Below are 26,558 nucleotides of genomic sequence, written 5' to 3' on the forward strand. Positions count from 1 at the left end.
GTCGAATTTATTCTTAAAGTAGGTGCGGAATGACGGCTTCAGTAAAATTCCTCGGCTGGATAAACTGGAGGAAAAAACCTATGGCTATATTCCTAACGAGCGAGCCAAAGACTACGACACGGAATCGGATTCTGAGATGTCAGCCTATGAATCAGAGCCGGAGCCCGATAGCAGGAATCGCCCAACAACCAGCAAAGCGATAGGGGAAAAAAAGAAAAGAAAAACGCACGAAATGACAGTGCGCTACGGTTACGCACTGCCATGATGGCTTTTGATCAGTTAGCGGCAGGTCTTACACCCAGTGTATGGCAAATCGCATAACTCAACTCCGCACGGTTGAGCGTATAGAAGTGGAAATCTTTCACACCCTCACGGCTGAGGATTTTCACCATGTCCATGGCGATGGCCGCCCCCACCATTTTGCGGGTATCAGCATCATTATCCAGCCCATCAAACATGGCCGTCATCCAGTTCGGCACGCGCACGTTCGTCATGGTGGCGAAGCGTTGTAACTGTTTGAAGTTGGAAACCGGCAGAATGCCCGGCACAATCTCCACATCAATGCCCGTGGCGACGCAGCGATCGCGAAAACGTAAATAGCTTTCCACATCGAAAAAGAACTGCGTGATGGCCCGATTCGCACCCGCATCAATCTTTTTCTTCAGGTTGATCAGATCGGCCTGCGCGCTTTTGGCCTCCGGGTGAACTTCCGGATAAGCCGCGACCGAGATATCAAAATCACCGACGCTTTTAAGCAGGCTCACCAAATCAGCGGCATACATGTCTGGTTTACCCCCTTCCGGCGGCAAGTCCCCACGCAGCGCCACAATATGGCGGATACCGCTCTGCCAGTAATCCTGTGCGATCTCACGCAGTTGCTCGCGGGAAGCATCAATACAAGTCAGGTGCGGCGCAGCTTCCAGCCCGGTACGCTCTTTGATCGTCTTGATAATGCTGTGAGTACGGTCACGTTCGCCAGAGTTTGCGCCGTAAGTAACAGAAACAAACTTGGGTTTCAGGTTGCTCAGGCGGTCAATTGAGTTCCACAGCGTTTCTTCCATTTCGCTGGTTTTCGGCGGGAAAAACTCAAAGGAAACATTGATTTGCCCCTGGATCTCCGCCAGGCTTTGATTCAGCGCTTCCCGCTGGTTTGCGTGAAAAAAACTCATACCCTTGCCACCCTTGTCGTCGCGTTACCGTCATTATTTATAGAACGTCTATACGTTTAGACGTCCATATAGAAAATGACGGAATCTCAACCAAGAGTCAACGAATTTCGTTTAAAAGCTGTTGATGATTGCTCAAGGTAAATGAATTTTTTTCATCATGCTGTCTCGCCCCACCTTACGAGACGGGAACGTCGTTGAAATGTACGGTATGCCCCTGCGCCGTTACCCAGAAAATAGCGTACTGTGGCGTTTCCTGGCTGATGTCAAAACCGGGGACAAAACGCAGTGCAGACTGGTGGTTAATGCCGCGCACCGTAGTAAAGGTGATGCCGCGCCAGTTACCGCTGGCAGGACGGTGCACATGGCCTGCGGCAATGTGCCAAACGTTGCCATAACGCAGGCAGCATTGATGCAACGCATCGGCAGCGCCCGGCGCTAACCGCACCTCATCCAGCGACGGCAAGCCGATGGGCATCGGTGGATGATGCAAAAACAACAATACAGCTTTGTCCTGAGCGCGGCGCAGTTGGCCTTCCAACCACTGTAAGCGCGTACTGCACAGGTTTCTCGCAACATCACCATTTTGCAGTGAATCCAGCAGAATTACACAATGATCGCTGAGGTTCGTGACATTTTGGATAAAACCGTGCTCATCAGCTAACGCGGGAAACGCGTGCAAAAAGGCCGCTCGGTCATCATGGTTTCCTAATGTCACGCGCCAGGGAACCTGTAATTCGGCCAGCGTATCAGCGAGGGCGGCGTAAGATGCCGCGCTGCCATCATCGGAAAGATCGCCGGAAATAACCACCAGCGCAGCGTCACGCTGGTGCGTATTAATATCCGCAATTGCTGCCTGAAAGTGTTGCAGCGGATCGCGTCCGTGCAACACACGGCCTGGCGTCGTTAAATGAAGGTCGGAGAGCTGAATGATTTTCATGGTTTCCTTCTGTACATCACAATGCGTGGCATGTTCAAGATATTCAGGCCGATTGGCGGCGCACCAGTGGCGCGCTGACCTCGGCTTTGCTGGTTGGTGCCTGCGGCTGTGCTTGTCGACGTTCCAGCAACTGTAGCGCCTGTGCGGCCATCACCACCGGATCCTGGCGGAAGGTGGTCAGCGAATAGGCATCCCAGCCTGCGGCAGGAATATCATCGAAACCGATAACCGCCAGATCGTCAGGGACTGACAATCCTCGCTGACGCGCGCAATCAATCACACCAAACGCCATTAAATCGTTGATGCAAAACACGGCATCCGGCCAATCCAGCGGCAGCTGTGCAAACAGCGCCTGACAGGCACCAAGGCCCCCCGCATAGTCTGAATCAGCGCAACGTACCGTGCTCACGTCCAATCCCAGCGTGCGCGCTTCATCGCAAAACGCCTGCTCGCGCTCAACAATGTTCGGAGCGACCGATGCGCAGCCCATCAGCGCCACCTGTTTTCTGCCGTCCGCAGCGAACAAACGCGCCGCCGTGCGTGCTGCCGTGTCATTATCGATATGCACGCTGTCGCAGGCGTCGTCATTGCGTCCAATGACGATCAACGGCTGGCCGTTCAACTGCGCCAGTTCAACAAATTCCTGCGGCGGTGAGCCAGACAACACGATAGTCGCTTCAGCACGATGGCCGAACAGAATCGAACGTGCCGCCGCCATCGCGCCGCGCGTGTGTCCGGTGTTGATCAGCACTGGAATCGAACCGCGCTGAATAAGTGCCTGAGAAAGTGCGGCGACCAGATTGGCACGAAAACCCACTTCCGGCTGTGTGACCACCAACCCCACCAACCGGCTGCTGTTCGCCAGCAGACCGCGAGCCAGATCGTTGACCTGATAGCCCAGTTGCTGCGCTGCCGTCATCACTTTGGCGTAAGTCTCTGCTGAGACGCTTGCGCCCGGAGTGAAGCTGCGCGACACCGCCGAGCGTGATACCCCCGCCCGGCGCGCCACATCCTGCGCGCTGACATAACGCTGTTTATTGATGCTCATTTACCGATCCTCGCCAACACGTCTGCTTTCAGGAAACGTTCTACCACCAGCATGAAAACAATGGAAGGCACCAGTAATACCAGCGCGGTTATCGACGCAATCTGATAATTGCCGCCCGCCCCGGCGCTGTACAGCATCAACGGTATCATCTGCACATCCGGCGCGCCGACAAAGTAGCTACCCGTGAATTCATCCAACGATTCCAGAAAGACAAATATGGCCGCCGCCATCAGCCCCGGAAGTGCTTGCGGCAGGGAGATATCGATAAACGTGCGCCACGGCCCGGCCCCAATCGAACGGGCGGCCTGTTCCATCTCACGGCTGATTGCGGCAAACGCCGCTGAAGCAATCCACACCGCAAACACCAATCCATGCACCGTATGCACCAGCACCACACCAAACAGCGTGCCGTTCAGTCCCCACTGATAAAACAGGCGAGCGATATTCACGTACACCGTCAGATTGGGAAACGCTTGTGGAATCAGAAAAACCAGCAGAATAACGCCACGCGCAGGCAACGCCAGTCGCGCCAGTGCATACCCGGCGGGAATAGCCAGCGCCAGCGAGGCCAGCACCGTGCATATCGCCACCAGCACGCTATTGCCCAGCGCTTCCTAGGCAACGCTGCGCGCCGAGAACACGCGCCGCCAAAAGGTAAAACCCCCATTCAGTAGGCAGCAGGTGTGGATAAAACCATTTCTCCGCCACTGCCCACAGCAGCAGGTTAGCCAACGGACCAAAGATAAGAAAAATCAGCACGCCCAGCATAAGCGCCGGGGCAATCCATCCAAATACGCGCCTCATGCTTTCTCCCTCATGCTGATACGCAGATAGATAACCGCAAATACCGCCGTCATCAGCAGCGAGATAGCACCCAGCGCATTCGCCACGCCGTAATCACCATAAGCATTGATAAGAAAGGCAATATTGGCGCTCAACAGCGTCGGGGATTGCGCATTGATCATCAGCGGCACCGACAGCACCGACATCATGGTCACGAAAGACAGAATCAGGCCAGTCAGCAACGTGTGCCACACCTGCGGCACCACAATCTCGAACAGAATACGCAGCCGACCCGCGCCAAGATTACGCGCTGACTCCATCGTCCCACGATCCAGCTATACCATTGCGCCAGATACCAGCAGCGCCACAAACGGCGTCTGTTTCCAGACAAAGGCAAACACGATACCGCGCCAGTCAAGCCAGTTGCTGGCGCTGGCGATATCGACGATGCCCACCATATCCAATGCCCCGTTTAGCCAGCCGTTTTTGGCCAGAAAGGTGCGTAAAATCTGTCCGGTGACGATAAATGGAATAAACAGCGGCCAGCGATAAACCCAGCGCAGCAGTGCGACCCAATGCGGATTTTCACCCAACGTCAGGTAACCGCCGATCAACACGGAAAACAGGCCAATCAGTAGCGTAGACACGCCAACAATCAGCAACGTAAACAGAATATCCGGGGCGTAGAGCGTCAACGCGGTAACAAAATTGGCCCCACCGATGCCCTGCTCGCTGACAAAGGCTCCGCCAACGGACAGCCCGAGCGGAGCGATAAAGCACAGTGCCACCACTAGTAGCGCAGGCAGCACCAGCGCAATACCAGCCAGACGAGAAGAAAAAGAAGGGAGTGGTAATATGCGGTTCTCCCCTCCCCGGCCAGACAGGCCGGGGAGGATACTATCAATCAATCAGGTCAATAATGCGGGCGATTACTGCGCCATCGCACGCTCATAAGCATTGAGGATCGCGGCGTTATACGGGGCGATGGGGAAGGTTTTCCCTTTGGTCGCCAGATCCTGCGGCGAAATATCGGTAAACAGGCGCTGCCAGACTTCCGGTTTCAGTTCCGATTGAACGTATTTGGCATCAATGCCCGGATACCAGTTGAAGCGCTCAACAATACCCTGCGCCTGTACTTTCGGGCTGGTTGCCAGTTCGACAAATTGCTGGGCCAGTTCACGATTGGGGGCTTGTGCCGGGATCACGTAGTGCATCGGCTGGCCGGGCATGCCCGGTGCAGGCAGCAGAAGTTTAAAGTTATCCGGCAACTGGCCGTTCGCTTTCCACGAGTAGAACATGTCTACCCACACTGGGCCGATGGCAATCTCACCCCGGCTCAGCATATCCAGCGTACCCGCATTGCCCGGCGTCAGGGTGACGTTTTTATTGAACGCTTTCAGGCGGTCAAAGGCCGGTTGCCATTTCTGTGCTTCCGCTTCTTCAAACGGGCCGTTCATCAGCTTATTGGCATCGCCGCCGTAAGCGTAAACCCATCCCATCACAAAACTGACGCCCGATGCGCCCCCTTTAATGCCGTTATAGCCGAACTGTTTTGGGTGCGCTGCAGCCCACTGTTGCAGTTCGTCATAGCTTTTCGGTGGGTTCGACACCAGCGCCGGGTTATAGGCCAGTGCAGTTTGGCTGCTGAACATCGGCATCACATAGCCTTTGACATCACTGCCTAACGCTTTGTCTACCGCCTCCATGGTCACCAATTTGCCGCTCGCAATCGCATCACGGTATTGCAACAGTTGGCCGCCCTTCACCATCGGTCCGACAAATTTTTCATGCACCACAGCAACGTCGGTATCCCAGACTTTGCTGCCGGCGGCTTGTTGCGCGTTAAAGCGCTCGAGGATCTTCTGTGAGCCGGCATCGCCCGGCCCGGTGCCGACGGCTCTGACTTTGACGCCCGGATGCTGTTGCTCAAACAGCGGCCCCAGATAGTCGTTCACATAATCAACCATATTTTGATCGCCAGCCGTCAGCACGGTCAGCTCTTGCGCCTGCGCAGCAGAAAGTGAAGCGCCCATCATGAGCGTTACAGCAAAAATACGTTTCATGTCAGTGGGCTCCAGTACAAGATTGGGTAGTCAGGCCGGGAAGCGAATCGTGAGAAGCAGAAGTCAGTGATGTTGCAGCGAACGGGGCTGACGTGTCAGACGCCGGAAACAGGAACAGCGCTTCAGCCGGGATCTGCACCTCTACGCGCTGACCGACGTCATAAGGCGCAGAGGCATGCACCTGCATCCGCCATGCGCCACTGACAACCGTGTGCTGCCAATGACCGCCCGGATAGCTTTGTGCCAACACGGTGCCCTGACGCACCAGCATGCCGGGAGCCGCTGGCGGCGCTTGTGTCGCATCGTAGAGCTGTGCGGCTTCGGCGCGAAAGCGCGCTTCCACCGTGCCGGGTTGCAATGTCGCATCCCGTGGCACCAGTGCCGCCCCCTGCTCGTCGCCACGCAGCGTTAACCTATCGCCGTCATAGTAGGCCTTCCAGCATCAGTTGGTTTTCAGCCTCCATAAACGCCGCGACAAAGGCGCTGGCCGGGTGGTGGTAAACCTGTTGCGGGCTGCCTGCCTACATCACGCGTCCTTGGTGCAGGATGACGATGCGATCTGCCATCACCATGGCTTCTTCACGATCGTGGGTCACATGAATGGCCGTAAGGCCCAGACGCTGCTGCAAAGCGCGAATCTCGTCGTGCAGTTGCAAGCGAATGCGGGTATCCAGATTGGAGAGCGGCTCATCAAGCAGCAAGATATCTGGCTGTATCGCCAATGCTCGCCCCAGAGCGACACGCTGACGCTGGCCGCCGGAGAGCTGTGCCGGTTTGCGCTCACCCAATCCGGTCAGTCCCAGCATGTTTTCAAGCTGGGTCACACGGCGGGCGATCCCCGCTCTCGGCATACGTCGTAATTTGAGTCCGTAGGCAATATGCTGCGCCACCGTCATATGCGGCCACAGCGCGTAGCTTTGAAACACCAGCGCCATGCCACGTTTTTCCGGCGGATAGTGGGTAATATCCTGGCCGTTGACCAGAACCGCACCGGCATCCGGTGCCGCAAACCCTGCGATAGTGCGCAGCAAGGTGGTCTTGCCGCAACCAGAGGCTCCGAGCAGCGCGACAAATTCCCCTTGAGCAATCTCCAGGTGAATATCATTTAAAACAGGCGTAGCGCCGTACCCGGCATGCAGGTGATCGAGCGTAATATGCGGCGTTAGCGCAGCGGAAGAAGACGTTCTATTTTGCACACCTGTGCACCCAAACAAACCTTTCGATAGCGCCGATTGTCCGGGGTAATGATGTCAACGACGTGTTAACGCCATGACATTTCAGTGACAGGGTGAAAAGGAATAGCGGTGGTCAAACGCCACCGCTAGCAAGAGAAGAGGCCTTACAGCAATTGCGCCAATCGGTTGAGATCCGACTGAATCGCCCCGGCCGTTACATCGCGTCCGGCACCCGGCCCACGAATCACCAACGGATTGTCGCGATACCAGCGGCTTTCGATCGCGAACATGTTGTCACACGGCAGCAGAGAAGCCAACGGATGATCCGGTCGCACCGCTTCCACGCCCACGCGCGCTTTGCCGCTGACATCGAAACGCGCTACGTGACGCAGCACCAATCCCATCTCTTGTGCCGCTTCCAGACGCTGTACCATCTGCTCGTTGAGCGAATCGCCATTTTCGAAAAACTGATCGATCGAACCCGCTTCACAGCCCGCAGGCACCAGTGATTCCACCCGCACCTGATTGGGTTCGATGTCATAACCCGCTTCGCGCGCCAAAATCACCAGTTTGCGCATTACGTCCTGCCCGGAAAGATCGACGCGCGGGTCCGGCTCCGTCAGCCCCTGTTGCCAAGCCTGATCCACCAGTTCGGTGAACGGTACGCTGCCATCAAATTGCAGGAACAGCCACGACAAGGTGCCGGAGAAGATGCCGCTGATGGCCAGAATACTGTCACCGCTGTCACGCAGATCGTGCACCGCATAGTTCACCGGCAGCCCTGCGCCCACCGTGGCGTTATACAACCAGTGACGTCCGGTTTTGGCAAAGGCGTCGCGGATCTGGCGATAACGATCGCCGCTGGATGCCCCCGCAATCTTGTTGGCGCTGATCACGTGAAAGCCGTAGCTGGCGAAATCGAGATAGAGATCTGACACCGCTTCACTGGCGGTCACATCCAACACCACCAGGTCATCGTAGGGGTGAGCACGCATCCACAGGAAGAGATCTTCGCCATCACGTTCCTGCGCTTCATCATCAAAGAAGGCCAGCACGCGACTGGCTTCCAGCCCGTCGTAGTTCAGCAGGCTACGCGTGCTGTCTACCACGCCCGCCAGCACAAACTCAAAGCCGGTACGTGCCGAAATCAGCGCCTGCTCGCGCGCAAACAGCTCCAGCCAGCGGGAACCAATATTGCCCTTGCCGAACAGTACCAACCCGATCCGTTTTTCTGCACGGAATAACGACTGATGCAAACCACGGATCAAATGCTCCGTCGGTCCCACGCGCAGCACCGCCACCAGGCTGATGCCATCGTCGGACTGCCAGACAAACTCGATGGGCTGATCTTTTAACTGCTGATAAAAACGGTGGCTGTGCAGCGGGTTACGGCACACGCCGGCCCCGACCATGGCCACCAGCGCCAACCCTTCACGCAACGTGAACGTCACGGGCAATCCGGCCTGTTCCAATGCATGCCAAGCGCTGTCCACCACTTCCGAGGTGTAACACAACTGCACCAGATTGCGATCGGCATGCACGCCAATCGCCAGCGGACGCACTTGCGCACGGCTAACGTATTGTTCGATCTCTTTGTGCACGCGCGCAAAATCATGCTGTGTAGGAATCTGCACGTCGATCAGGCAAACGTCATCGTGGCTGGTGACAATCTTTGCCCCCGTGCCCGACGCCAACACGCGTTCGATGCGCGTAGAGCCTTGCTCCGGGTTGTAACTGCAACGCAGTTGCAGATCGATATCGCTTGCTGACACTGGCTGCAAGGTGCGTGCATGCAGCACCGGTGCCGCCAGACGCGCCAGCTCACTGGCCTCATCAAGGCGCAGCAGAGGCAGCAGACAGGCATCTTTCACCTTACGGGGATCGGCGCTGTAAACACCGGCCACATCGCTCCAAATGGTCACGCGCTCCACGCCCGCCAGCGCACCGATTTGCGTCGCCGAATAGTCACTGCCGTTGCGCCCCAGCAAGACTGTTTCACCGGCCTCGTTGCGGCTGATAAAACCGGTCACCACCAGCCGTTGCCCCGCATGCTGCGTTAACAGCTGTTGCAGCAGCGGCCAGGAGCGACCTTCGTCCACCTGCGGCTGTGCTGCCCGTTCAGCGCGTAAAAAGTCGCGGGCGTCCAGCCAGTTGGCGTCGATGTTGCTCAAGTTCAACACCGCCGCCATCAGACGTGCGGACCAAATTTCGCCGTGCCCCACCACTTCGGCATAAACTGCATCGGTCACGCCGCCATCCAGCAGCGCCGCCAGACGCTCCAGATCGCGGATAAAAAGAGTGGTCAACCACTCTGCGGCATCCGCAGGCAGCAAACCGGCAATCAAATCGCTTTGGTAACGACGCAGCGCCTGCTGCACCTGATGGGCAGACAGGCGATCGCTCTGGCTCAGTTTCAGCCAGCTAATCAGTTGGTTGGTTGTGCCGCTCGCGGCTGACACCACCATCAAATCGCCGGGGCGGCTGTACTCGGCCATAATCCCCGCGACACGTTGATAACACTTCACATCTGCCAGACTGCTGCCGCCAAATTTATGTAGTTGGCGGCCAGAAACCGTCGCTGATACGCCTAACGCACTCATGCTGCTCCCTCAGTTGCCACCCGGAATGCTCGATCCAGATCGGCAACCAGATCGTCACCGTCTTCAATGCCGACCGAAATACGCAGCAGGGTTTCGGAGATGCCTGCTGCCGCACGCGCTTCCGGTGCCATGCCCGCATGGGTCATGGTGGCTGCATGAGAAATCAGGCTTTCCACGCCGCCCAGCGATTCTGCCAGCGTAAACAGTTCCAACGCACCCAGGAAACGGCGCAGGGTGTCTTCATCACCGTCCAGTTCAAAACTCAACATGGCACCGAAACCGGACTGCTGACGACGCGCAATCTCATGGCCGGGGTTGTTCGGCAGCGAAGGATGATAAAGTTTTTTTACCAGCGGCTGTGTTTGCAGGTAATCAATCAGTTGCAGCGCATTTTTCTGCGCAGCGGCCATACGCGGGCCAAGGGTGCGCAACCCACGCAGCAGCAGATAGCTGTCAAACGCAGCCCCCGTCACACCGATATTGTTCGCCCACCAGGCCAGTTCCGTCACCAACGCCGGGTCTTTGGCAATCACCGTGCCAGCCACCACATCGGAGTGACCATTGAGATACTTGGTGCAGGAGTGCACTACCAAATCCGCCCCCAATGCCAGCGGACGCTGCAACGCCGGGCTCAGGAAGGTGTTGTCCACCACGCTGACCGCACCCGCGTCACGCGCAGCCTGGCAAATGGCGGCGATATCCACCACACGCAGCAGCGGATTGCTGGGGCTTTCCACCAGCACCAGTTTGGGTTTCTCTTCCAGAGCCGCCGCCAACGCAGCCGCGTCGCCCTGATCGACAAATTTTACGCGAAATGCGCCGCGCTTGTTCAAGCTGTCAAACAAACGGTAACTGCCGCCATAGCAATCATGAGGCGCAACCAACAAATCACCCGGACGCAGAAAAACGGTGCACACCAACAAAATGGCTGACATGCCACTGCTGGTCATCACCGACCCAGCACCGCCTTCCAACTCCGCCAACGCACGCTGCACCACATCACGCGTCGGGTTACCGCGACGCGAGTAGTCATGGGCTCTGGGCTGGTTGAAACCGGTGAAGTTGTAGGTGCTGGAGAGATGAATCGGCGGAACCACACAGCCGTATTGTTCATCATCATTAAGTCCGCTACGAACGGCAATCGTTGCTTGTTTACGCGTCATGGTCATTTTCCTAACTGGCGGCAGGGTATAGGCTGTCAAGAGTAATCCCAAGCTAAACGGACGTCAATACATCTAGACTTCTAAAATTCTTTGCGTATAGATTGAGCATTGACGGAAATCCCGTTAGAATTACCCTTATATTATGACGGTTTTATCTTCCTGACGGCTATATTTTTAAGGTATCCCATGGCTGAGTGGAACGGCGAGTATGTCAGCCCTTACGCTGAACACGGTAAAAAGAGCGAGCAAGTTAAAAAGATCACGGTCTCGATTCCGCTTAAAGTGCTGAAAATCCTGACTGATGAGCGCACCCGACGTCAGGTCAATAACCTGCGCCATGCAACCAACAGTGAATTATTGTGCGAAGCGTTTCTGCACGCATTTACCGGCCAGCCACTACCGGATGACCACGATTTGCGTAAAGAGCGCAGCGATGAAATCCCTGAGGTGGCCAAGGCGATCATGCGTGAGATGGGGATTGACCCGGATACGTGGGAATATTGATCTGTTGATCGGGCGGTATACCGCTCTGGCGATAGAAACAATAAAGGCACCCAAGGGCGCTTTTATTGTTTATGCGCGGACGCTTATTTTTTGCTGCCCGGCACGCTGAAACGCTTGTTGAAGCGCTCAACACGACCACCGGTGTCAACAACACGTTGTTTACCGGTATAGAACGGGTGGCATTCGCCACAAACGTCCAGGTTCAGATCGTGACCCACGGTAGAATGGGTTTTGATAACGTTACCGCAAGAACACGTTGCAGTAATCGCTACATAATTCGGGTGAATACCTTTTTTCATGGCAAACCTCTGTTAAGGCCGTGTCGCTATCCAGCCCTGTTTCGCCAGACACCACACGAAGTTAAGCACTGTAAGCACAGCACTGTACATTGACGCTCTACGATCAGTATACGCTTCGCCATCGCGCCGGTCATTACACCACACATAGCAAAGTCGTATAAAGGCGGCGAATCATACAGAAATTAGCCAGCCGATGCAATCAGGTAACACATTTTAGTCTGCAACCTGTACACTGGCGGCGCAAGCCCCCATGACGTCCGCGGAGCAGTAACACATCGTACCGTCGGGCTGCGCTGTGCAGGGAAAACAGCATAGCGCCAGAGTTATCAGCCGGAGAAAGCATGTCCATCGTTCAGGTCGCATTGCCCGTGCCGCTGGCACGCACATTCGATTACCTGCTGCCCGCAGGCATGACGCCATCGCCGGGCGTGCGCGTCAGCGTGCCTTTTGGCAACCGCAAGGCGATTGGTATTGTCGTGGCGTGCAGCAATCGCAGCGAACTTCCGGTAGAACAGCTCAAATCCATTCACGACGTGCTCGATGCGCAGCCTCTTTTCCCTGACAGCCTGTGGCGCATTCTTCTCTGGGCCGTGGGCTACTATCACTATCCTATAGGTGAGGTGCTATTCCACGCCTTGCCGATTTTGCTGCGACAGGGCAAACCGGCCCATCGCGCTCCGCTCTGGCAATGGTTCGCCACCGAACAAGGTAAAGCCACACCGCTCGCCACGCTGACGCGCGCCCGCAAACAGCAGCAGGCACTGGCGGCCCTGATACAAGGTACGCTGTACCGCCATCAGGTGAATGAATCCGGTCTGACGGAGACCTCATTGCAGGCACTGCGTACCAAAGGGTTGTGCGACCTCAAGGCCATCGACGCGGAGGTGCAGGACTGGCGTCACCAGCCCATCACCCATGATGAACGGCTGCGCCTCAATACTGAGCAGGCGACCGCAGTGGGTGCTATTCGCAGCGAAGACAGCCATTTTACCGCCTGGCTACTGGCCGGGATCACCGGCTCCGGCAAAACCGAGGTGTACCTGAGCGCGCTGGAAAACGTGTTATCACAAGGCAAGCAGGCACTGGTGCTGGTGCCCGAGATCGGCCTGACGCCGCAGACCATTGCCCGTTTCCGCGCACACTTCATCGCGCCAGTGGATGTGCTGCACTCGGGACTGAACGACAGCGAGCGTCTGGCGGTTTGGCTACGCGCACGCAGCGGAGAATCCGCGATTGTCATCGGCACCCGGTCTGCGCTGTTTACCCCGTTTGCCCGCCTGGGAATGATCATCATCGATGAAGAGCACGACGGCTCATATAAACAGCACGAAGGATGGCGCTATCATGCGCGTGATTTGGCGGTGTTCCGCGCCAGAGAGAAAAATATTCCCATCGTGCTCGGCTCCGCCACGCCTGCGCTGGAAACGCTCTACAATGTGCAGAACGGCAAATACCGTCAGCTCACGCTACGCAAGCGTGCGGGCAATGCACAACCTGCGCGCCAGCATATCCTCGATGTCAAAGGATTACCGCTCACCAGCGGCCTGTCACAGCCGCTGATTACCCGCATTCGTCACCATTTGGAACACAACAACCAGGTCATCCTGTTTCTTAATCGCCGAGGTTTTTCGCCGGTGGTAATGTGTCACGAATGCGGTTGGATCGCGGAATGCCAGCGCTGCGAGCACTATTACACCTATCACCAGCAGCAGCGTCAGCTCCGTTGCCACCATTGTGACAGCCAGCGTCCAGTGCCACAGCAGTGTCCGCACTGCGGTTCAACGCATCTGGTGCCAGTTGGTTTGGGCACCGAGCAGTTGGAGGAATCATTGACTTCCCTGTTCACCAATGTGCCCATTACCCGTATCGATCGCGACACCACCAGCCGCAAAGGCATGCTGGAACAGCAACTGGCGCAGGTGCGTCAAGGAGATGCGCGCATTCTGATCGGTACGCAGATGCTGGCAAAAGGGCACCATTTCCCGGATGTCACGCTGGTGGCGCTGCTGGATGTCGATAGCTCGCTGTTTTCCGCCGATTTTCGTGCAACAGAACGTTTTGCCCAGCTCTATACGCAGGTTTCCGGACGCGCCGGACGCGCCGGGAAGAGCGGCGAAGTGGTGCTGCAAACCCATCACCCTGACCATCCGTTACTGCAATTGCTGCTACAAAAGGGCTACGACGCCTTCGCCAGTCAGACGCTGAAAGAGCGCCAGAGCGTGTTTCTGCCCCCCTACACCAGCCACATTCTGTTCCGCGCCGACGATCACGATAATCAGCATGCGCCGCTTTTCCTCCAACAACTGCGCAACCTGCTGGAAAGCAGCCCGCTCAAGGATGACGCGCTCTGGCTGATCGGCCCGGTTCCCGCATTGCAACCCAAACGCGCCGGGCGCTTTCGCTGGCAATTGCTGTTGCAGCACCCTTCCCGCGCCACGCTCCAGCGTGTCGTTAAAGCCTCACTGCCGCTTATCCCGCTACTGCCCGAAGCGCGAAAAATGAAATGGGTGCTGGATGTCGACCCCACCGATAACTGATCGCCGCCGTTAACGCACCGCGAAAAAATGCGAACGGCGCCGAAAAAACGACATCCGTCACATCTTTTATGCAATCTGAGCAGCAAAACTTGCGCGCCATCTGTTAAGCGTATGCAGAGAAACAGTATCCTTAGCAAAATGGGTGGTATAAGCCTGTCGGGCAAAAAAATCGGGCGGCGTGCGTGCCGCCGTCCTGTTCGCCAATCGCATACGATGCAAGGAGAACCGCGTTGGACTATAAAAATGACACCACGCCGGCGACGATGAAAGACGTGGCAGAGGTCGCGGGTGTATCGACGGCCACGGTCTCCCGAACGTTAATGAACCCGGAGAAGGTCTCGAGCCAAACGCGTAAACGGGTTGAACAAGCCGTGCTCACTGTGGGTTACGCGCCGCATGCGCTTGCCCGTCACGTAAAACGCAGCGAGTCACGCACGCTGCTCGCGATTATGCCAGATATTTGCGATCCCTTTTTTACCGATGTCCTGCGTGGTATCGAAGAAACCGCCGCAAAACAAGGTTATCTGGTGCTGATTGGCGATTGCGCTCACCAGCACCACAAAGAAAAGTCCTTCGTGGATTTGATTATCACCAAGCAGATTGATGGCATGTTGCTGCTCGGGGCCAATCTGCCGTTTAGCGCCAGCAAAGAGGAGCGGCGCAACCTACCGCCGATGGTGATAGTCAACGAGTTCTCACCCGATCTGGAATTGCCGACGGTGCACATCGATAATCTCACCGCCGCCTTTGATGCCGTTTATTATCTGCACCGGCTCGGACATCGCCGTATTGCCTGTATCGCGGGTCCCGAAAACATGCATCTGAGCGAATACCGCTTGCAAGGGTATATTCAGGCGCTGCGCCGCAGCGGCATTCAGGTGGATAATCAGTATATCTATCGCGGCAGCTTCAGTTATGAAACCGGCGTGAACGGGCTGATGATGCTGATGAAGCACCCGGCACCGCCCAGCGCCATATTTTGCCACAGCGACATGATGGCGATGGGAGTGCTCTCTCAAGCGAAAAAAATGAAGCTGGATGTTCCCAAAGACCTGTCGCTGGTGGGTTTTGATGATATCGAGCAGGCACAATACTGTTTCCCAGCGCTCACTACCGTCGCCCAACCCCGCTATGAACTGGGGTGTGAATCCATGCATCTGCTATTGGAACAATTGCAGGGCCATCCGGTGCCCAGCGGTTCACGGTTACTCAACAGCAAACTGGTTATTCGTGACAGCACGGCCACACCAAATTACGCTCGTTATCGGGTTTAAGAATTCCGGTGCTGGTCAAAGTTTTTAGGGTTCAGTAACATGCTCCCTAAATCTTTCATTTCATTTGTAGCGAAACGACAGTGGCACAACGAGATTACGTCAGCCGTGGGCGCTCAGGCGCACGACGAAAAAAGACAACCAGTCGAAGAGGTGGCTCTTCGTCGGGCGTCTCTAAGTTCATGATAATGCTGGCTGTTGCCGTTCTGGTGACCTTCGCGGGCGGGCTCTATTTTATCGCCAACAACAAGCCTGCCGAGTCGCCCGTGCTACCGCGCAGCGCCACCAACAACGGCAATGGTCTGCCACCGAAGCCGGAAGAGCGCTGGCGTTATATTAAAGAACTGGAGAATCGTCAGTTGGACGTTCCTGAGCCGACGGCACCCAATTCCGGTGGAGAAATCAAATCACCGGTCCAGCTCACGCAAGAACAACGCCAACTGCTAGAGCAGATGCAGGCGGATATGCGTCGTGCGCCGACGCAGCTGTCAGAAGTGCCCTATAACGATCAAACGCCGGTGCCTCGCTCCCAGGTCACCATCACCGCGCCCAAAACCGTGGTGATACCGCCGGTAGCAACCACGCCGACGGTGACTCAGCCACCCGTGAGTACGCGTGCGCCCGTCACAGCCCCCGCGACACAGCCCGCTACACCTAAGCAGGAAACGCCAAAACCGGTGGAAACCGCGAAGCAGCCGGAAGCGCCCAAACCAGAAAAAGCACAGCGCTGGATGGTGCAGTGTGGTTCGTTTAAAACGCTGGAACCAGCAGAATCGGTGCGCGCGCAGTTGGCTTTTGCCGGTATCGAAAGCCGCATCGCCAGCAGTGGCGGCTGGAATCGCATCACGTTAGGGCCGTATAAAGATCGCGCCACCGCCGACAAAATGTTATCGCGCCTGAAAGACGCTGGCGCAGCAAACTGCATTCCTCTCGCTGCCGGGGGTTGAAAACTCCTAAGCGGTCCCCCATCTATAGCATTAATATGCCCCACAGCACTGTGGGGTTCTTTTTCCTTATCTAACGGGGATCGACACGTGACAACTATAGTAAGTGTACGTCGCAACGGCCACGTGGTGATTGGCGGCGACGGCCAAGCCACATTGGGAAACACGGTCATGAAGGGCAACGTGCGCAAAATACGCCGCCTGTACAACGACAACGTGATCGCGGGCTTTGCGGGCGGTACCGCTGACGCCTTTACGCTGTTCGAGCTGTTTGAACGCAAGCTGGAACTGCATCAAGGCCACCTGGTCAAGGCCGCCGTGGAATTGGCAAAAGACTGGCGCACCGACCGTATGCTACGCCGTCTGGAGGCACTACTGGCCGTCGCAGACGAAAACGCGTCGCTTATCATCACCGGTAACGGCGATGTGATTCAACCGGAAAACGATTTGATTGCTATCGGTTCTGGCGGCCCGTATGCGCAAGCCGCAGCCAGAGCGCTGCTGGAGAACACCGAGCTCAGCGCGCGCGAGATTGTTGAAAAGTCGCTGGGTATCGCAGGCGATATCTGCATCTACACCAATCAGTTCCACACGATTGAAGAATTAGCCTCCAAGGCGTAAGGAATGACATCATGTCTGAAATGACCCCGCGCGAAATCGTTAGCGAGCTCGACAGCTACATCATCGATCAGCACAAGGCCAAACGTGCGGTGGCAATCGCATTGCGTAACCGCTGGCGCCGTATGCAGCTTTCCGACGCGTTACGCCATGAAGTGACACCCAAGAACATCCTGATGATCGGGCCGACCGGTGTCGGTAAAACTGAGATTGCCCGTCGTCTGGCCAAACTGGCCAACGCCCCTTTTATCAAAGTGGAAGCCACTAAATTCACTGAAGTCGGCTATGTTGGTAAGGAAGTGGACTCCATCATCCGTGATCTGACGGATGCGGCCATCAAAATGATGCGCCAGCAATCGCTGGAAAAAAACCGCTTCCGCGCTGAAGAGATGGCCGAAGAACGTATTCTGGATGCGCTGATTCCCCCGGCAAAAAATAACTGGGGTCAACCGGAAGAGCCTCAAGAACCTTCTGCGGCGCGTCAGGCCTTCCGCAAAAAATTGCGTGAAGGGCAGTTAGACGACAAAGAAATTGAAATCAATCTGGCAGCTACCCCGATGGGCGTTGAAATCATGGCCCCTCCTGGCATGGAAGAAATGACCAATCAGTTGCAGTCCATGTTCCAGAATCTGGCGGGTCAAAAGCAGAAAGCGCACAAGATGAAAATCAAAGATGCCTTCAAGCTGCTGGTCGAAGAAGAAGCGGCCAAACTGGTGAACCCGGAAGAGCTGAAACAGCAGGCTATCGAGTCCGTTGAGCAACACGGTATCGTGTTTATCGATGAGATCGATAAAATCTGCAAACGCGGGGAAACTTCCGGCCCGGAGGTCTCTCGTGAAGGGGTACAGCGCGATCTGCTGCCACTAGTGGAAGGCTGTACGGTCTCCACCAAACACGGCATGGTGAAAACCGATCACATCCTGTTTATCGCCTCCGGTGCGTTCCAGGTCTCCAGCCCGTCGGATCTGATCCCCGAGCTGCAAGGGCGTTTACCTATCCGCGTTGAGCTGCAAGCGCTGACCACGGAAGATTTCGAACGCATCCTGACGGAGCCCAGCGCATCACTGACGGAACAGTATAAAGCGTTGCTGGCGACGGAAGGCGTGGATATCGTCTTCACTACGGACGGCATTCGCCGGATTGCCGAAGCGGCCTGGCAGGTCAACGAGCGCACCGAGAACATCGGCGCACGTCGTCTGCATACTGTTTTGGAGCGTTTGATCGAAGAGATCTCTTACGATGCCAGCGAAATGAGCGGCCAAACTGTTACCGTGGACGCAAAATACGTGCGTAGTCATCTTGACGAGCTCGTAGCAGATGAAGATCTGAGCCGTTTTATCTTATAATCCCTACAATTCGAATTGTCCTGTTGCGCAAACGCTCTGTTTGGCAAATGATGGGAGGCTGATGCCTCCCATTTGCGTTTCTGGCCAGCGCTCATGGACTGGACTTCTCATTAACACATGCATGCGACAGACATTGCATTGAAAAAACGACACGTATCATGACCTTATCAACCCAAAGCAGCAAAACCAAAGCCTGGCTGGACAGCTTGCGTCCGAAAACGCTTCCATTAGCGTTTGCGTCCATTGTGACGGGCTCCGCTATCGCCAGTTGGCACAACAATTTTAAACCGGGTATCGCTCTACTGGCGCTACTGACCGCCGGACTGCTGCAAATCCTCTCCAATCTGGCGAACGATTACGGTGATGCGGTAAAAGGCAGCGATACCGAAACCCGTATCGGGCCTCTGCGCGGCATCCAAACTGGCGTTATCTCGCTGTCGCAGTTACGCATGGCGCTGATCGTCACCGTGGTGCTGACCATCATGTCCGGACTGTCGCTTGTCATCATGGCGTGCGAAAAGCCGTCGGATATCATCGGCTTTCTGATCCTCGGGGTGCTGGCGATGGTCGCCGCCATTACCTATACCGTGGGCAACAAACCCTACGGTTATATGGGACTGGGGGACATATCCGTCATGATTTTCTTTGGCTGGCTCAGCGTCGCAGGCTCCTATTACTTGCAAACCGGCCATTTTGACAGCATCGTTATGCTGCTCGCCACTGCGGTGCTGAACATCAACAATTTGCGCGATATCAACAACGATCGTCTCAGCGGTAAAAACACGCTGGCCGTTCGCCTCGGTGCGCAGCGTGCCCGGTGCTATCATTCCCTGCTGTTGCTGACCGCGCCGCTGTGTCTGGCCCTGTTTGCCATGTTTTATCTGCACACGCTGGCTGGCTGGCTGTTTATCCTGACCCTGCCGCTACTGCTCAAGCAGGCTGCCTATGTGCGCCGTGAAATCAGTCCGTTCAGCATGCGCCCCATGCTGGAAAAAACCGTCAAGGGCGCGCTGCTGACCAATTTGCTGTTTGCTGTGGGTGTAATGCTCAGCTAAGCGGCGAGTATTTACTGATACGCATCAAGTTAACATTTGATGATTTTGCCAACACTTGCCTTTAAGGGATATACTCAGGATCCCGGCGGCAAACTGACACGAAGAGGTGAACGTTGTTGAACCTCTGTTTTCCAACTTTGGAGGACGCACTTCCTTTGGTGGCAAAATCACCACGGTGAAATGCTTTGAGGATAACGGCATCCTCTACGATGTGCTGGAAGAGAGCGGCGTAGGTCGTGTACTTCTCGGTGGTTCTGTGCGTCGTGCCTTGATCGATGCTGAACTGGCCCGTCTGGCGACACAAAACGCCTGGGAAGGCATCGTGGTCTACGGTGCGGTGCGCCAGGTGGACGATCTGGAAGAGTTGGATATCGCCATTCCGGTGGGTGCCGCCAGCGAAGGGGTTGGCGAAAGCGATATTCGCGTCAATTTCGGCGGTGTGACCTTCTTCTCCGGCGATCATCTGTATGCCGACAATACCGGCATTATCCTGTCGGAAGATCCACTGGATATCGAATAGTTCGACAGTAGCATATTGATAAAAAAGGGCGCAGTGCGCCCTTTTTTGACTTTTGCGTTTCTCGCTTAGACTTCTTCCATCTTGCCCAACAGCGCGCGCAGGCGTTCCTGCCAGACAACCTGTTCTTCTTTCAAGTGTTCGTTTTCACGCACCAGCGTTTCACGGGACTCAGCGGCCTGTTGCACTTCCTGGCTCAACTGACCGTTCTTTTCCTTCAGCTCTTCGATTTCCATTTGCAATAATGTAATAGTATCAATCACTTGCTGAACTTTGGCTTCCAGTTTCTCAAACACTTCAAATGACATTCTTCAACCCCTTTTAATCGCAAGGCACCAATGAGGCGTACTATCTCCCCTTCCCATGCCAATCCCGCTTCACATACGCTCGCTATCACGCTTGCGTTGAGGATGGCACTCCATCAGCACGTCTCTTTCGTTCAGTGTATCGGTAAATTGTATGGGGCTGTCAGGGCGCTGTCTAGCAGCCATCCACTCTGATGGGAGTCTTGATCGTTTTTTTAACCACAACAATCAGTGCAAACTGAAATTACGTGCTTGCTTGCGTAATAATTTGCACGCTACCCTTCTGCCCACTCGCGCTCATGTTAACAACGTTAACGCCGTCATTAACATGAAACGGGCGTAAGTAACCGTACAGCGGCGCTATGATAGGCGAATACGTTCATTTTTATGACGAACAACACACATTTTTATTTCGATATTTCTCGTTTTCGAAGATTAACGATAAATTCACATCGTCCACACATTTATACAGGGTCGCTCTATGTCAGCGGCCTGAACATTACTCTGTAGCCCCGTAAACAGGAAACCATTATGAGTCAATCGAGAGTGCCAACCTTAAAAGGCCAATGTATCGCCGAGTTTCTCGGCACCGGTCTGCTAATCTTCTTTGGAGTGGGTTGCGTGGCAGCATTAAAACTTGCCGGTGCCAGCTTTGGTCAATGGGAAATCAGCGCCGTCTGGGGTTTAGGCGTCTCCATGGCAGTCTACCTGACTGCGGCTATTTCCGGTGCCCACCTTAACCCGGCAGTTACCATCGCCCTGTGGCTGTTTGCCTGCTTCGACGCGCGCAAGGTGATTCCTTACATCATTGCGCAGGTAGCAGGTGCATTCTGCGCCGCCGCGTTAGTGTACGGTCTTTATCACAATTTGTTCGCAGATTTTGAACAGACTCACAACATCGTGCGCGGTAGTGTGGAAAGTTTAAATCTGGCGAGCACGTTCTCGACATATCCGCATCCGCAGATTTCCGTATTCCAGGCCTTTGTGGTGGAAATGGTCATCACCGCCGTACTGATGTGTTTGATTCTGGCGCTCACTGACGATGGCAACGGCGTGCCATGCGGTCCGTTAGCGCCGCTGCTGATCGGTATCATGATCGCAGTAATTGGTGCCTCCATGGGTCCGTTGACCGGGTTTGCGTTAAACCCCGCACGTGACTTCGGTCCGAAGCTGTTTGCCTATCTGGCAGGCTGGGGACAAGTGGCCTTCACCGGCGCGCGTGATATTCCGTATTTCCTCGTGCCGATTTTCGGACCAATCGTTGGGGCATGCCTGGGTGCTTTCGGCTACCGAGCCCTGATTGGCCGTAATTTGCCTTGCGATGTCTGCGAAGTAGAAGACAAAGAAACGCAGCGCACTGAAGCACGCTAAGCGACGCCCACGGCATACGCTTTTTTACCCGCTACACAACAGGATTAAAACCTATGACACCGGCAAAAAAATACATTGTCGCGCTGGATCAGGGTACTACCAGCTCCCGCGCCGTCATACTCGATCATGATGCCAACATCATCGCCATCTCCCAGCGCGAATTCACCCAGATTTACCCCAAAGCAGGCTGGGTTGAACACGACCCGATGGAAATCTGGGCAACGCAAAGCGCCACGCTGGTTGAAGTGCTGGCCAAAGCCGATATCAGCTCTGATGAAGTCGCCGGTATCGGTATCACCAACCAGCGTGAAACCACGGTGGTGTGGGAAAAAGAGACGGGAAAACCGGTTTACAACGCTATCGTATGGCAGTGCCGCCGTACCGCTGATATTTGTGAAACCCTGAAAAAACAAGGCCTGGAGGATTATATCCGTACCAACACTGGCCTGGTGGTTGACCCTTACTTCTCCGGCACCAAGGTGAAGTGGATTCTGGACAACGTGGAAGGGGCACGCGAGCGCGCCAATCGTGGCGAACTGCTGTTCGGCACGATTGATACCTGGCTGATTTGGAAAATGACCCAGGGTCGCGTACACGTGACCGATTACACTAACGCCTCACGTACCATGCTGTTCAACATCAAGACGTTGGACTGGGACGATCGCATGCTGGAAGCGCTGGATATCCCGCGTATTATGCTGCCACAAGTGCGTCCTTCTTCCGAAGTCTATGGGCAAACCAACATTGGCGGTAAAGGCGGCACGCGTATTCCTATCGCCGGTATCGCAGGCGACCAACAAGCGGCCCTGTACGGCCAGCTTTGCGTTCAACCGGGCATGGCGAAAAATACCTACGGTACAGGCTGCTTCCTGCTGATGAACACTGGTAAAGAGCCGGTGAAATCCCAGCATGGTCTGCTAACCACCATCGCCTGCGGCCCGCGTGGCGAAGTGAACTACGCGCTGGAAGGCTCCGTATTCGTCGGCGGTGCTTCTATTCAATGGCTGCGTGATGAACTGAAACTGATCGGCGAATCCATGGACTCCGAATATTTCGCCACCAAGGTGAAAGATTCCAACGGTGTTTACGTTGTTCCTGCCTTTACCGGGCTGGGCGCACCCTATTGGGACCCGTATGCTCGTGGTGCCATCTTCGGCCTGACGCGCGGCGTGAATTCCAACCACATCATCCGCGCTACGCTGGAATCCATTGCTTATCAAACGCGTGACGTACTGGATGCCATGCAGGCGGATTCAGGTACACGTCTGCAATCACTGCGCGCTGACGGCGGTGCGGTTGCCAACAACTTCCTGATGCAGTTCCAGTCAGATATCCTCGGCACCCACGTAGAACGCCCTGAAGTGCGCGAATCTACCGTACTGGGTGCTGCGTTCCTGGCAGGTCTGGCTACCGGCTTCTGGAATGATTTGGATGAAGTGAAGAGCAAGGCAACGATTGAACGTGAATTCCGCCCCAGCATTGAAACCGTGGAGCGTAACTATCGTTACAGCGACTGGAAGAAAGCCGTGGCACGTGCTCAAGCATGGGAAGATCACGAATAATTCCCGTAGGGAAAACTGCAAGGGCGCAGCGATATCTACACCGCCACCACATCCGGTTCGTCCGCCTGTGGCGTTTCCAGCGCCATAAACTGGCTTTTGAGCAAACTTTCCGGCATGAAATGGCCTTTACGCTGCTGCATACGCGCTAACACCAGCGCGTAATCCCCCGTCAGCCAGAGAAAGGTAATACCGTGATTTTCCTTCCTCAGCCGATCGCGGTAGCGTTTTTTCAGCGATGAACAGACCAGAATGCCTGCCTCATTCTTTTGTTGCAAGCTGAAGATCACATCGTTCAACCGCTCAAGCCAAGGTTCACGGTCATCATCATTCAGCGCCTGCCCCTGTGACATCTTGAGAATATTGTGACGCGGGTGCAGATCGCCACCATCAATGAACTTGGCCCCTAACCGCTGCGCCAACTGCGCACCCATGCTCGATTTTCCCGTGCTGGATACGCCCATGATCACCACGCATTGTCCTGCCATAACGGCTCCTTGTTACACCGCGTGCTTAAACGGCGACCAGCATGCCGCCATCAACAAACAGCAAATGTCCGTTAACAAAATCAGATGCCCGTGAGGAGAGATAAACCGCCGCGCCGATCAGCTCTTCCGGGTTACCCCAGCGCGCCGCGGGCACACGTTTACACAGCCATTGGGTAAAGGCTTCATCCTCAACCAGCGCTTTGGTCATGTCGGTTTTGAAATAACCCGGCGCAATGCCATTGACCTGAATGTTATAACGCGCAAGTTCAACGCACATCTTTCCGCTGCTGGTACAACTGTTTCACTAGCGACAGAGATGATGCAGACGGCGCGATAATCGCAGCACCGTTGCATTCTGCTCGATAATTTGAGATTTATCGCGCAGAATGCATCTTAATTTCAATAAGTTCACGTTCGACGAGATAATGATCACGATTTATTGATAGGCTACTTTTTACCCTGACAACAAACAATAATGGCAAAAAGAGTACATCGCTATGCATCCACGATATCACGCCCCTTTTGCACAACTTTCTGACACACTGCAACACGCCCTGCTGCCGATACTTGAACGTCCTGACTTTGTCGGGATGTTGCTTGCTGACGACGTAACGACCCTTTGTACCCACTGCGATCTGACGCCAGAGACGTTAGCCTACGCCTTACTCCCCCTTGCGGCTGCGTGCGCCATTGCGCCTATTTCTCAATTTCAAGTGGGTGCCGTTGCTCAGGGCGAAAGCGGCAATCTCTACTTTGGTGCCAACATGGAGTTCACCGCCGTGCCGTTGCAACAAACGCTGCACGCGGAGCAGAGTGCCATAGCCCATGCCTGGCTGCGCCAGGAGCGCGGTTTGACCAGTATCACGGTGAACTACACGCCCTGCGGGCACTGCCGTCAGTTTATGAATGAACTGAACCGGGCGAACACGCTGCATATCCACCTGCCGGTGCGCGAACCCGCGCAGTTGCACCACTATTTACCCGATGCCTTTGGACCGCAGGATCTGAATATCACCACACTGCTGATGGACCCGGTCAATCACGGGCGCACCCTGCTCGATGCCGATCTGCTAGCGCAGACCGCGTTGGACGCCGCCAACCGCAGTCATGCGCCTTACAGCAATGCTCTGAGCGGCGTCGCGCTGGAAACCGATCGCGGCACGGTGTATACCGGGCGCTACGCAGAGAATGCCGCGTTCAACCCCAGCCTGCCGCCGCTTCAGGTGGCATTAAACCTGATGAATCTGGCCGGTGAAGATATTCACAGCGTGCGCCGCGCCGCGCTGGTTGAGCCGCGCAATACCACCATCAGTCAGTGGGTGATGTTGCAAATTATTCTGGCGGAAGCCGGGTGTACCGACGTACAGCAGCACTTTATCGACTGATACAGCGCACAAAAACGATGGACAAACCGGGGAGCATTGACAAAATGTTGTGACGCAAGTCATGTGTAACTATTTTAATTAACATTTTCTGTACATATTTTTTGGGTAATTTAAGATCCGCGCTGCATGTCGTGTCATTACCTAAATTCGTTTCTGTTACCCGAAGAGTAAGAAAAGTCATGGAATTAGAATACGAAAGCAAACGCGCCCTCTACATCCCTTATGCTGGCCCTATCCTGTTGGAATTCCCTTTGCTGAACAAAGGTAGCGCCTTCACCAATGAAGAGCGAGCCAACTTCAACCTGCATGGCCTGTTGCCTGAAGCAGTGGAGACCATTGAAGAGCAGGCAGAACGCGCCTGGCGTCAGTATCAGGAATTCAAAAATGATATGGAGAAGCACGTCTACCTGTGTAACATTCAGGATACTAACGAGACGCTGTTTTACCGCCTGCTGGACGCACACCTGACCGAAATGATGCCGATCATCTACACCCCAACGGTCGGTCAGGCGTGCGAACACTTCTCAGATATTTACCGTCGTGCTCGCGGCTTGTTTATCTCCTATCCGAACCGTGAAAACATCGATGACATGCTGCAAAACGCCACCAAGCAGAACGTGAAGGTGATCGTGGTCACCGACGGTGAACGTATCCTTGGCCTGGGCGATCAGGGCATCGGCGGCATGGGGATCCCTATCGGTAAGCTATCGCTCTACACCGCCTGTGGCGGCATCAGCCCGGCTTATACCCTGCCCGTCGTGCTGGATGTGGGCACCAACAACCCGCAGCGCCTGAACGATCCGCTCTATATGGGCTGGCGTCACCCGCGCATCACCGGCGAAGAGTATGATGCCTTCGTGGAAGAATTTATTCAGGCGGTAAAACGCCGCTGGCCGAACGTGTTGCTGCAATTTGAAGACTTTGCACAAAGCAATGCCACGCCGCTGTTAAATCGTTACCGCGATGAAATCTGCTGCTTTAACGACGACATTCAAGGCACTGCCGCCGTGGCGTTGGGAAGCCTGATTGCCGCCAGCCGTGCTGCTGGCACACAACTGCGCGATCAGACGGTCACCTTCCTAGGTGCTGGTTCCGCCGGTTGCGGTATCGCCGAGCAAATTATTGCGCAGATGAAATCTGAAGGTCTGAGCGAAGAAGAAGCGCGTGCCCGCGTGTTTATGGTGGATCGCTTCGGTCCGCTGACCGACAAACTGCCGAACCTGCTCGATTTCCAGAGCAAGCTGGTGCAGAAGAGTGAATTGCTGAGCGAGTGGGACGTTGCCAGCGATGCTATCTCACTGCTGGAAGTGGTGCGCAACGCCAAGCCAACTATCCTGATTGGCGTTTCTGGTCAGCCGGGTCTGTTCACGGAAGAGATCATTCGCGAAATGCACACCCACTGCGCGCGTCCTATCGTGATG

The 26,558-nt window shown here is 55.4% G+C and carries 24 protein-coding genes and 3 pseudogenes; 12 read left to right on the forward strand and 15 right to left on the reverse strand.

Annotated elements, in window-relative coordinates:
* Positions 1-275: 275 nt before the first annotated feature.
* From metF to metB, 11 genes and pseudogenes are all read right to left on the reverse strand, one after another.
* A complete protein-coding gene (metF, locus tag ACTBDZ_RS04230; protein WP_438814372.1) occupies positions 276-1,169 on the reverse strand; it encodes a methylenetetrahydrofolate reductase in 894 nt (297 codons plus the stop codon).
* 175 nt (positions 1,170-1,344) lie between these two features.
* On the reverse strand, positions 1,345-2,106 hold the full coding sequence (locus tag ACTBDZ_RS04235; protein WP_438814373.1) for a phosphodiesterase: 762 nt from the start codon (positions 2,104-2,106) through the stop codon (positions 1,345-1,347).
* A 43-nt stretch (positions 2,107-2,149) separates the two neighbouring features.
* Positions 2,150-3,154 carry a LacI family DNA-binding transcriptional regulator gene (locus ACTBDZ_RS04240; protein ID WP_438814374.1) on the reverse strand — a complete coding sequence of 335 codons (1,005 nt, stop codon included), beginning with the start codon at positions 3,152-3,154 and terminating at the stop codon, positions 2,150-2,152.
* Positions 3,151-3,958 (reverse strand): annotated as a pseudogene (locus ACTBDZ_RS04245) (ABC transporter permease). The gene ACTBDZ_RS04240 and the pseudogene ACTBDZ_RS04245 overlap by 4 nt, the downstream one beginning before the upstream one ends.
* Entirely contained in the window at positions 3,955-4,272 is a 318-nt protein-coding gene (locus ACTBDZ_RS04250; protein ID WP_438814392.1) for an ABC transporter permease subunit, read from the reverse strand. Before ACTBDZ_RS04250 ends, ACTBDZ_RS04245 begins: the two are co-directional and overlap by 4 nt.
* Entirely contained in the window at positions 4,273-4,845 is a 573-nt protein-coding gene (locus ACTBDZ_RS04255; protein ID WP_438814375.1) for a hypothetical protein, read from the reverse strand.
* A 21-nt stretch (positions 4,846-4,866) separates the two neighbouring features.
* Positions 4,867-6,000 carry an ABC transporter substrate-binding protein gene (locus ACTBDZ_RS04260; protein WP_438814376.1) on the reverse strand — a complete coding sequence of 378 codons (1,134 nt, stop codon included), beginning with the start codon at positions 5,998-6,000 and terminating at the stop codon, positions 4,867-4,869.
* 1 nt (position 6,001) lies between these two features.
* Complete coding sequence (locus ACTBDZ_RS04265) at positions 6,002-6,376, reverse strand: hypothetical protein (RefSeq protein ID WP_438814377.1); 375 nt, start codon at positions 6,374-6,376, stop codon at positions 6,002-6,004.
* A 145-nt stretch (positions 6,377-6,521) separates the two neighbouring features.
* Positions 6,522-7,196, reverse strand: coding sequence for an ABC transporter ATP-binding protein (locus ACTBDZ_RS04270; protein ID WP_438814378.1), 675 nt, complete (start codon positions 7,194-7,196; stop codon positions 6,522-6,524).
* A gap of 143 nt (positions 7,197-7,339) precedes the next feature.
* Positions 7,340-9,775, reverse strand: coding sequence for a bifunctional aspartate kinase/homoserine dehydrogenase II (locus tag ACTBDZ_RS04275; protein ID WP_438814379.1), 2,436 nt, complete (start codon positions 9,773-9,775; stop codon positions 7,340-7,342).
* Entirely contained in the window at positions 9,772-10,938 is a 1,167-nt protein-coding gene (gene metB, locus ACTBDZ_RS04280; RefSeq protein ID WP_438814380.1) for a cystathionine gamma-synthase, read from the reverse strand. The genes ACTBDZ_RS04275 and metB overlap by 4 nt, the downstream gene beginning before the upstream one ends.
* A gap of 186 nt (positions 10,939-11,124) precedes the next feature.
* On the opposite strand from metB, the gene metJ reads away from it, so the two are divergent.
* Positions 11,125-11,442, forward strand: coding sequence for a met regulon transcriptional regulator MetJ (gene metJ / locus ACTBDZ_RS04285; RefSeq protein WP_196907435.1), 318 nt, complete (start codon positions 11,125-11,127; stop codon positions 11,440-11,442).
* Positions 11,443-11,525: 83 nt separating this feature from the next.
* On the opposite strand, the gene rpmE is transcribed toward metJ, so the two are convergent.
* Entirely contained in the window at positions 11,526-11,741 is a 216-nt protein-coding gene (gene rpmE / locus ACTBDZ_RS04290) for a 50S ribosomal protein L31 (RefSeq protein ID WP_195313079.1), read from the reverse strand.
* A gap of 341 nt (positions 11,742-12,082) precedes the next feature.
* Here rpmE and priA point away from each other — a divergent pair, with 341 nt between their 5' ends.
* The 7 genes from priA (at position 12,083) to rraA (ending at position 20,032) form a co-directional block, all read left to right on the forward strand.
* Positions 12,083-14,278, forward strand: a complete 2,196-nt coding sequence (gene priA / locus ACTBDZ_RS04295) for a primosomal protein N' (protein WP_438814381.1) — start codon at positions 12,083-12,085, stop codon at positions 14,276-14,278.
* A 263-nt stretch (positions 14,279-14,541) separates the two neighbouring features.
* Complete coding sequence (cytR, locus tag ACTBDZ_RS04300) at positions 14,542-15,552, forward strand: DNA-binding transcriptional regulator CytR (RefSeq protein ID WP_438814393.1); 1,011 nt, start codon at positions 14,542-14,544, stop codon at positions 15,550-15,552.
* Between the two features lie 80 nt (positions 15,553-15,632).
* Positions 15,633-16,496 carry a cell division protein FtsN gene (gene ftsN, locus ACTBDZ_RS04305; RefSeq protein ID WP_438814382.1) on the forward strand — a complete coding sequence of 288 codons (864 nt, stop codon included), beginning with the start codon at positions 15,633-15,635 and terminating at the stop codon, positions 16,494-16,496.
* 87 nt (positions 16,497-16,583) lie between these two features.
* Positions 16,584-17,114 (forward strand): ATP-dependent protease subunit HslV, encoded by a 531-nt coding sequence (hslV, locus tag ACTBDZ_RS04310; protein ID WP_438814383.1) that lies wholly within the window; start codon positions 16,584-16,586, stop codon positions 17,112-17,114.
* Between the two features lie 11 nt (positions 17,115-17,125).
* Positions 17,126-18,457 (forward strand): HslU--HslV peptidase ATPase subunit, encoded by a 1,332-nt coding sequence (hslU, locus tag ACTBDZ_RS04315; protein WP_438814384.1) that lies wholly within the window; start codon positions 17,126-17,128, stop codon positions 18,455-18,457.
* 158 nt (positions 18,458-18,615) lie between these two features.
* Complete coding sequence (locus ACTBDZ_RS04320; protein ID WP_438814385.1) at positions 18,616-19,512, forward strand: 1,4-dihydroxy-2-naphthoate polyprenyltransferase; 897 nt, start codon at positions 18,616-18,618, stop codon at positions 19,510-19,512.
* A 106-nt stretch (positions 19,513-19,618) separates the two neighbouring features.
* A complete protein-coding gene (gene rraA, locus ACTBDZ_RS04325; protein ID WP_438814386.1) occupies positions 19,619-20,032 on the forward strand; it encodes a ribonuclease E activity regulator RraA in 414 nt (137 codons plus the stop codon).
* Between the two features lie 65 nt (positions 20,033-20,097).
* On the opposite strand, the gene zapB is transcribed toward rraA, so the two are convergent.
* Positions 20,098-20,337, reverse strand: a complete 240-nt coding sequence (gene zapB / locus ACTBDZ_RS04330) for a cell division protein ZapB (protein ID WP_438814387.1) — start codon at positions 20,335-20,337, stop codon at positions 20,098-20,100.
* A gap of 528 nt (positions 20,338-20,865) precedes the next feature.
* On the opposite strand from zapB, the gene ACTBDZ_RS04335 reads away from it, so the two are divergent.
* Positions 20,866-21,705: an MIP/aquaporin family protein gene (locus ACTBDZ_RS04335; RefSeq protein ID WP_438814388.1), complete on the forward strand. Its 840-nt coding sequence runs from the start codon at positions 20,866-20,868 to the stop codon at positions 21,703-21,705.
* Positions 21,706-21,758: 53 nt separating this feature from the next.
* Positions 21,759-23,267, forward strand: a complete 1,509-nt coding sequence (gene glpK / locus ACTBDZ_RS04340; RefSeq protein WP_438814389.1) for a glycerol kinase GlpK — start codon at positions 21,759-21,761, stop codon at positions 23,265-23,267.
* Between the two features lie 38 nt (positions 23,268-23,305).
* On the opposite strand, the pseudogene ACTBDZ_RS04345 reads toward glpK, so the two are convergent.
* Positions 23,306-23,752 (reverse strand): annotated as a pseudogene (locus ACTBDZ_RS04345) (gluconokinase); the annotation flags it as partial.
* Between the two features lie 25 nt (positions 23,753-23,777).
* Positions 23,778-24,029, reverse strand: a pseudogene (locus ACTBDZ_RS04350) (SDR family oxidoreductase); the annotation flags it as partial.
* Between the two features lie 220 nt (positions 24,030-24,249).
* On the opposite strand from ACTBDZ_RS04350, the gene cdd reads away from it, so the two are divergent.
* Positions 24,250-25,137: a cytidine deaminase gene (gene cdd, locus ACTBDZ_RS04355; RefSeq protein ID WP_438814390.1), complete on the forward strand. Its 888-nt coding sequence runs from the start codon at positions 24,250-24,252 to the stop codon at positions 25,135-25,137.
* Between the two features lie 179 nt (positions 25,138-25,316).
* Positions 25,317-26,558: NAD-dependent malic enzyme (locus tag ACTBDZ_RS04360; RefSeq protein ID WP_438814391.1), on the forward strand; the 1,242-nt coding region annotated here is incomplete at its 3' end.

The organism is Symbiopectobacterium sp. (assembly GCF_051710365.1).
Lineage (GTDB): Bacteria > Pseudomonadota > Gammaproteobacteria > Enterobacterales > Enterobacteriaceae > Symbiopectobacterium.

What these genes read in the sequence shown, in the direction of transcription:
- metF (WP_438814372.1), bottom strand. Translation starts at nt 1,169, where the DNA reads ATGAGTTTTTTTCACGCAAACCAGCGGGAAGCGCTGAATCAAAGCCTG.
- cdd (WP_438814390.1), top strand. Translation starts at nt 24,250, where the DNA reads ATGCATCCACGATATCACGCCCCTTTTGCACAACTTTCTGACACACTG.
- glpK (WP_438814389.1), top strand. Translation starts at nt 21,759, where the DNA reads ATGACACCGGCAAAAAAATACATTGTCGCGCTGGATCAGGGTACTACC.
- hslU (WP_438814384.1), top strand. Translation starts at nt 17,126, where the DNA reads ATGTCTGAAATGACCCCGCGCGAAATCGTTAGCGAGCTCGACAGCTAC.
- zapB (WP_438814387.1), bottom strand. Translation starts at nt 20,337, where the DNA reads ATGTCATTTGAAGTGTTTGAGAAACTGGAAGCCAAAGTTCAGCAAGTG.
- ACTBDZ_RS04260 (WP_438814376.1), bottom strand. Translation starts at nt 6,000, where the DNA reads ATGAAACGTATTTTTGCTGTAACGCTCATGATGGGCGCTTCACTTTCT.
- ACTBDZ_RS04335 (WP_438814388.1), top strand. Translation starts at nt 20,866, where the DNA reads ATGAGTCAATCGAGAGTGCCAACCTTAAAAGGCCAATGTATCGCCGAG.
- ACTBDZ_RS04235 (WP_438814373.1), bottom strand. Translation starts at nt 2,106, where the DNA reads ATGAAAATCATTCAGCTCTCCGACCTTCATTTAACGACGCCAGGCCGT.
- priA (WP_438814381.1), top strand. Translation starts at nt 12,083, where the DNA reads ATGTCCATCGTTCAGGTCGCATTGCCCGTGCCGCTGGCACGCACATTC.
- rpmE (WP_195313079.1), bottom strand. Translation starts at nt 11,741, where the DNA reads ATGAAAAAAGGTATTCACCCGAATTATGTAGCGATTACTGCAACGTGT.
- metJ (WP_196907435.1), top strand. Translation starts at nt 11,125, where the DNA reads ATGGCTGAGTGGAACGGCGAGTATGTCAGCCCTTACGCTGAACACGGT.
- ACTBDZ_RS04320 (WP_438814385.1), top strand. Translation starts at nt 18,616, where the DNA reads ATGACCTTATCAACCCAAAGCAGCAAAACCAAAGCCTGGCTGGACAGC.
- ACTBDZ_RS04240 (WP_438814374.1), bottom strand. Translation starts at nt 3,154, where the DNA reads ATGAGCATCAATAAACAGCGTTATGTCAGCGCGCAGGATGTGGCGCGC.
- metB (WP_438814380.1), bottom strand. Translation starts at nt 10,938, where the DNA reads ATGACGCGTAAACAAGCAACGATTGCCGTTCGTAGCGGACTTAATGAT.
- cytR (WP_438814393.1), top strand. Translation starts at nt 14,542, where the DNA reads ATGAAAGACGTGGCAGAGGTCGCGGGTGTATCGACGGCCACGGTCTCC.
- ACTBDZ_RS04275 (WP_438814379.1), bottom strand. Translation starts at nt 9,775, where the DNA reads ATGAGTGCGTTAGGCGTATCAGCGACGGTTTCTGGCCGCCAACTACAT.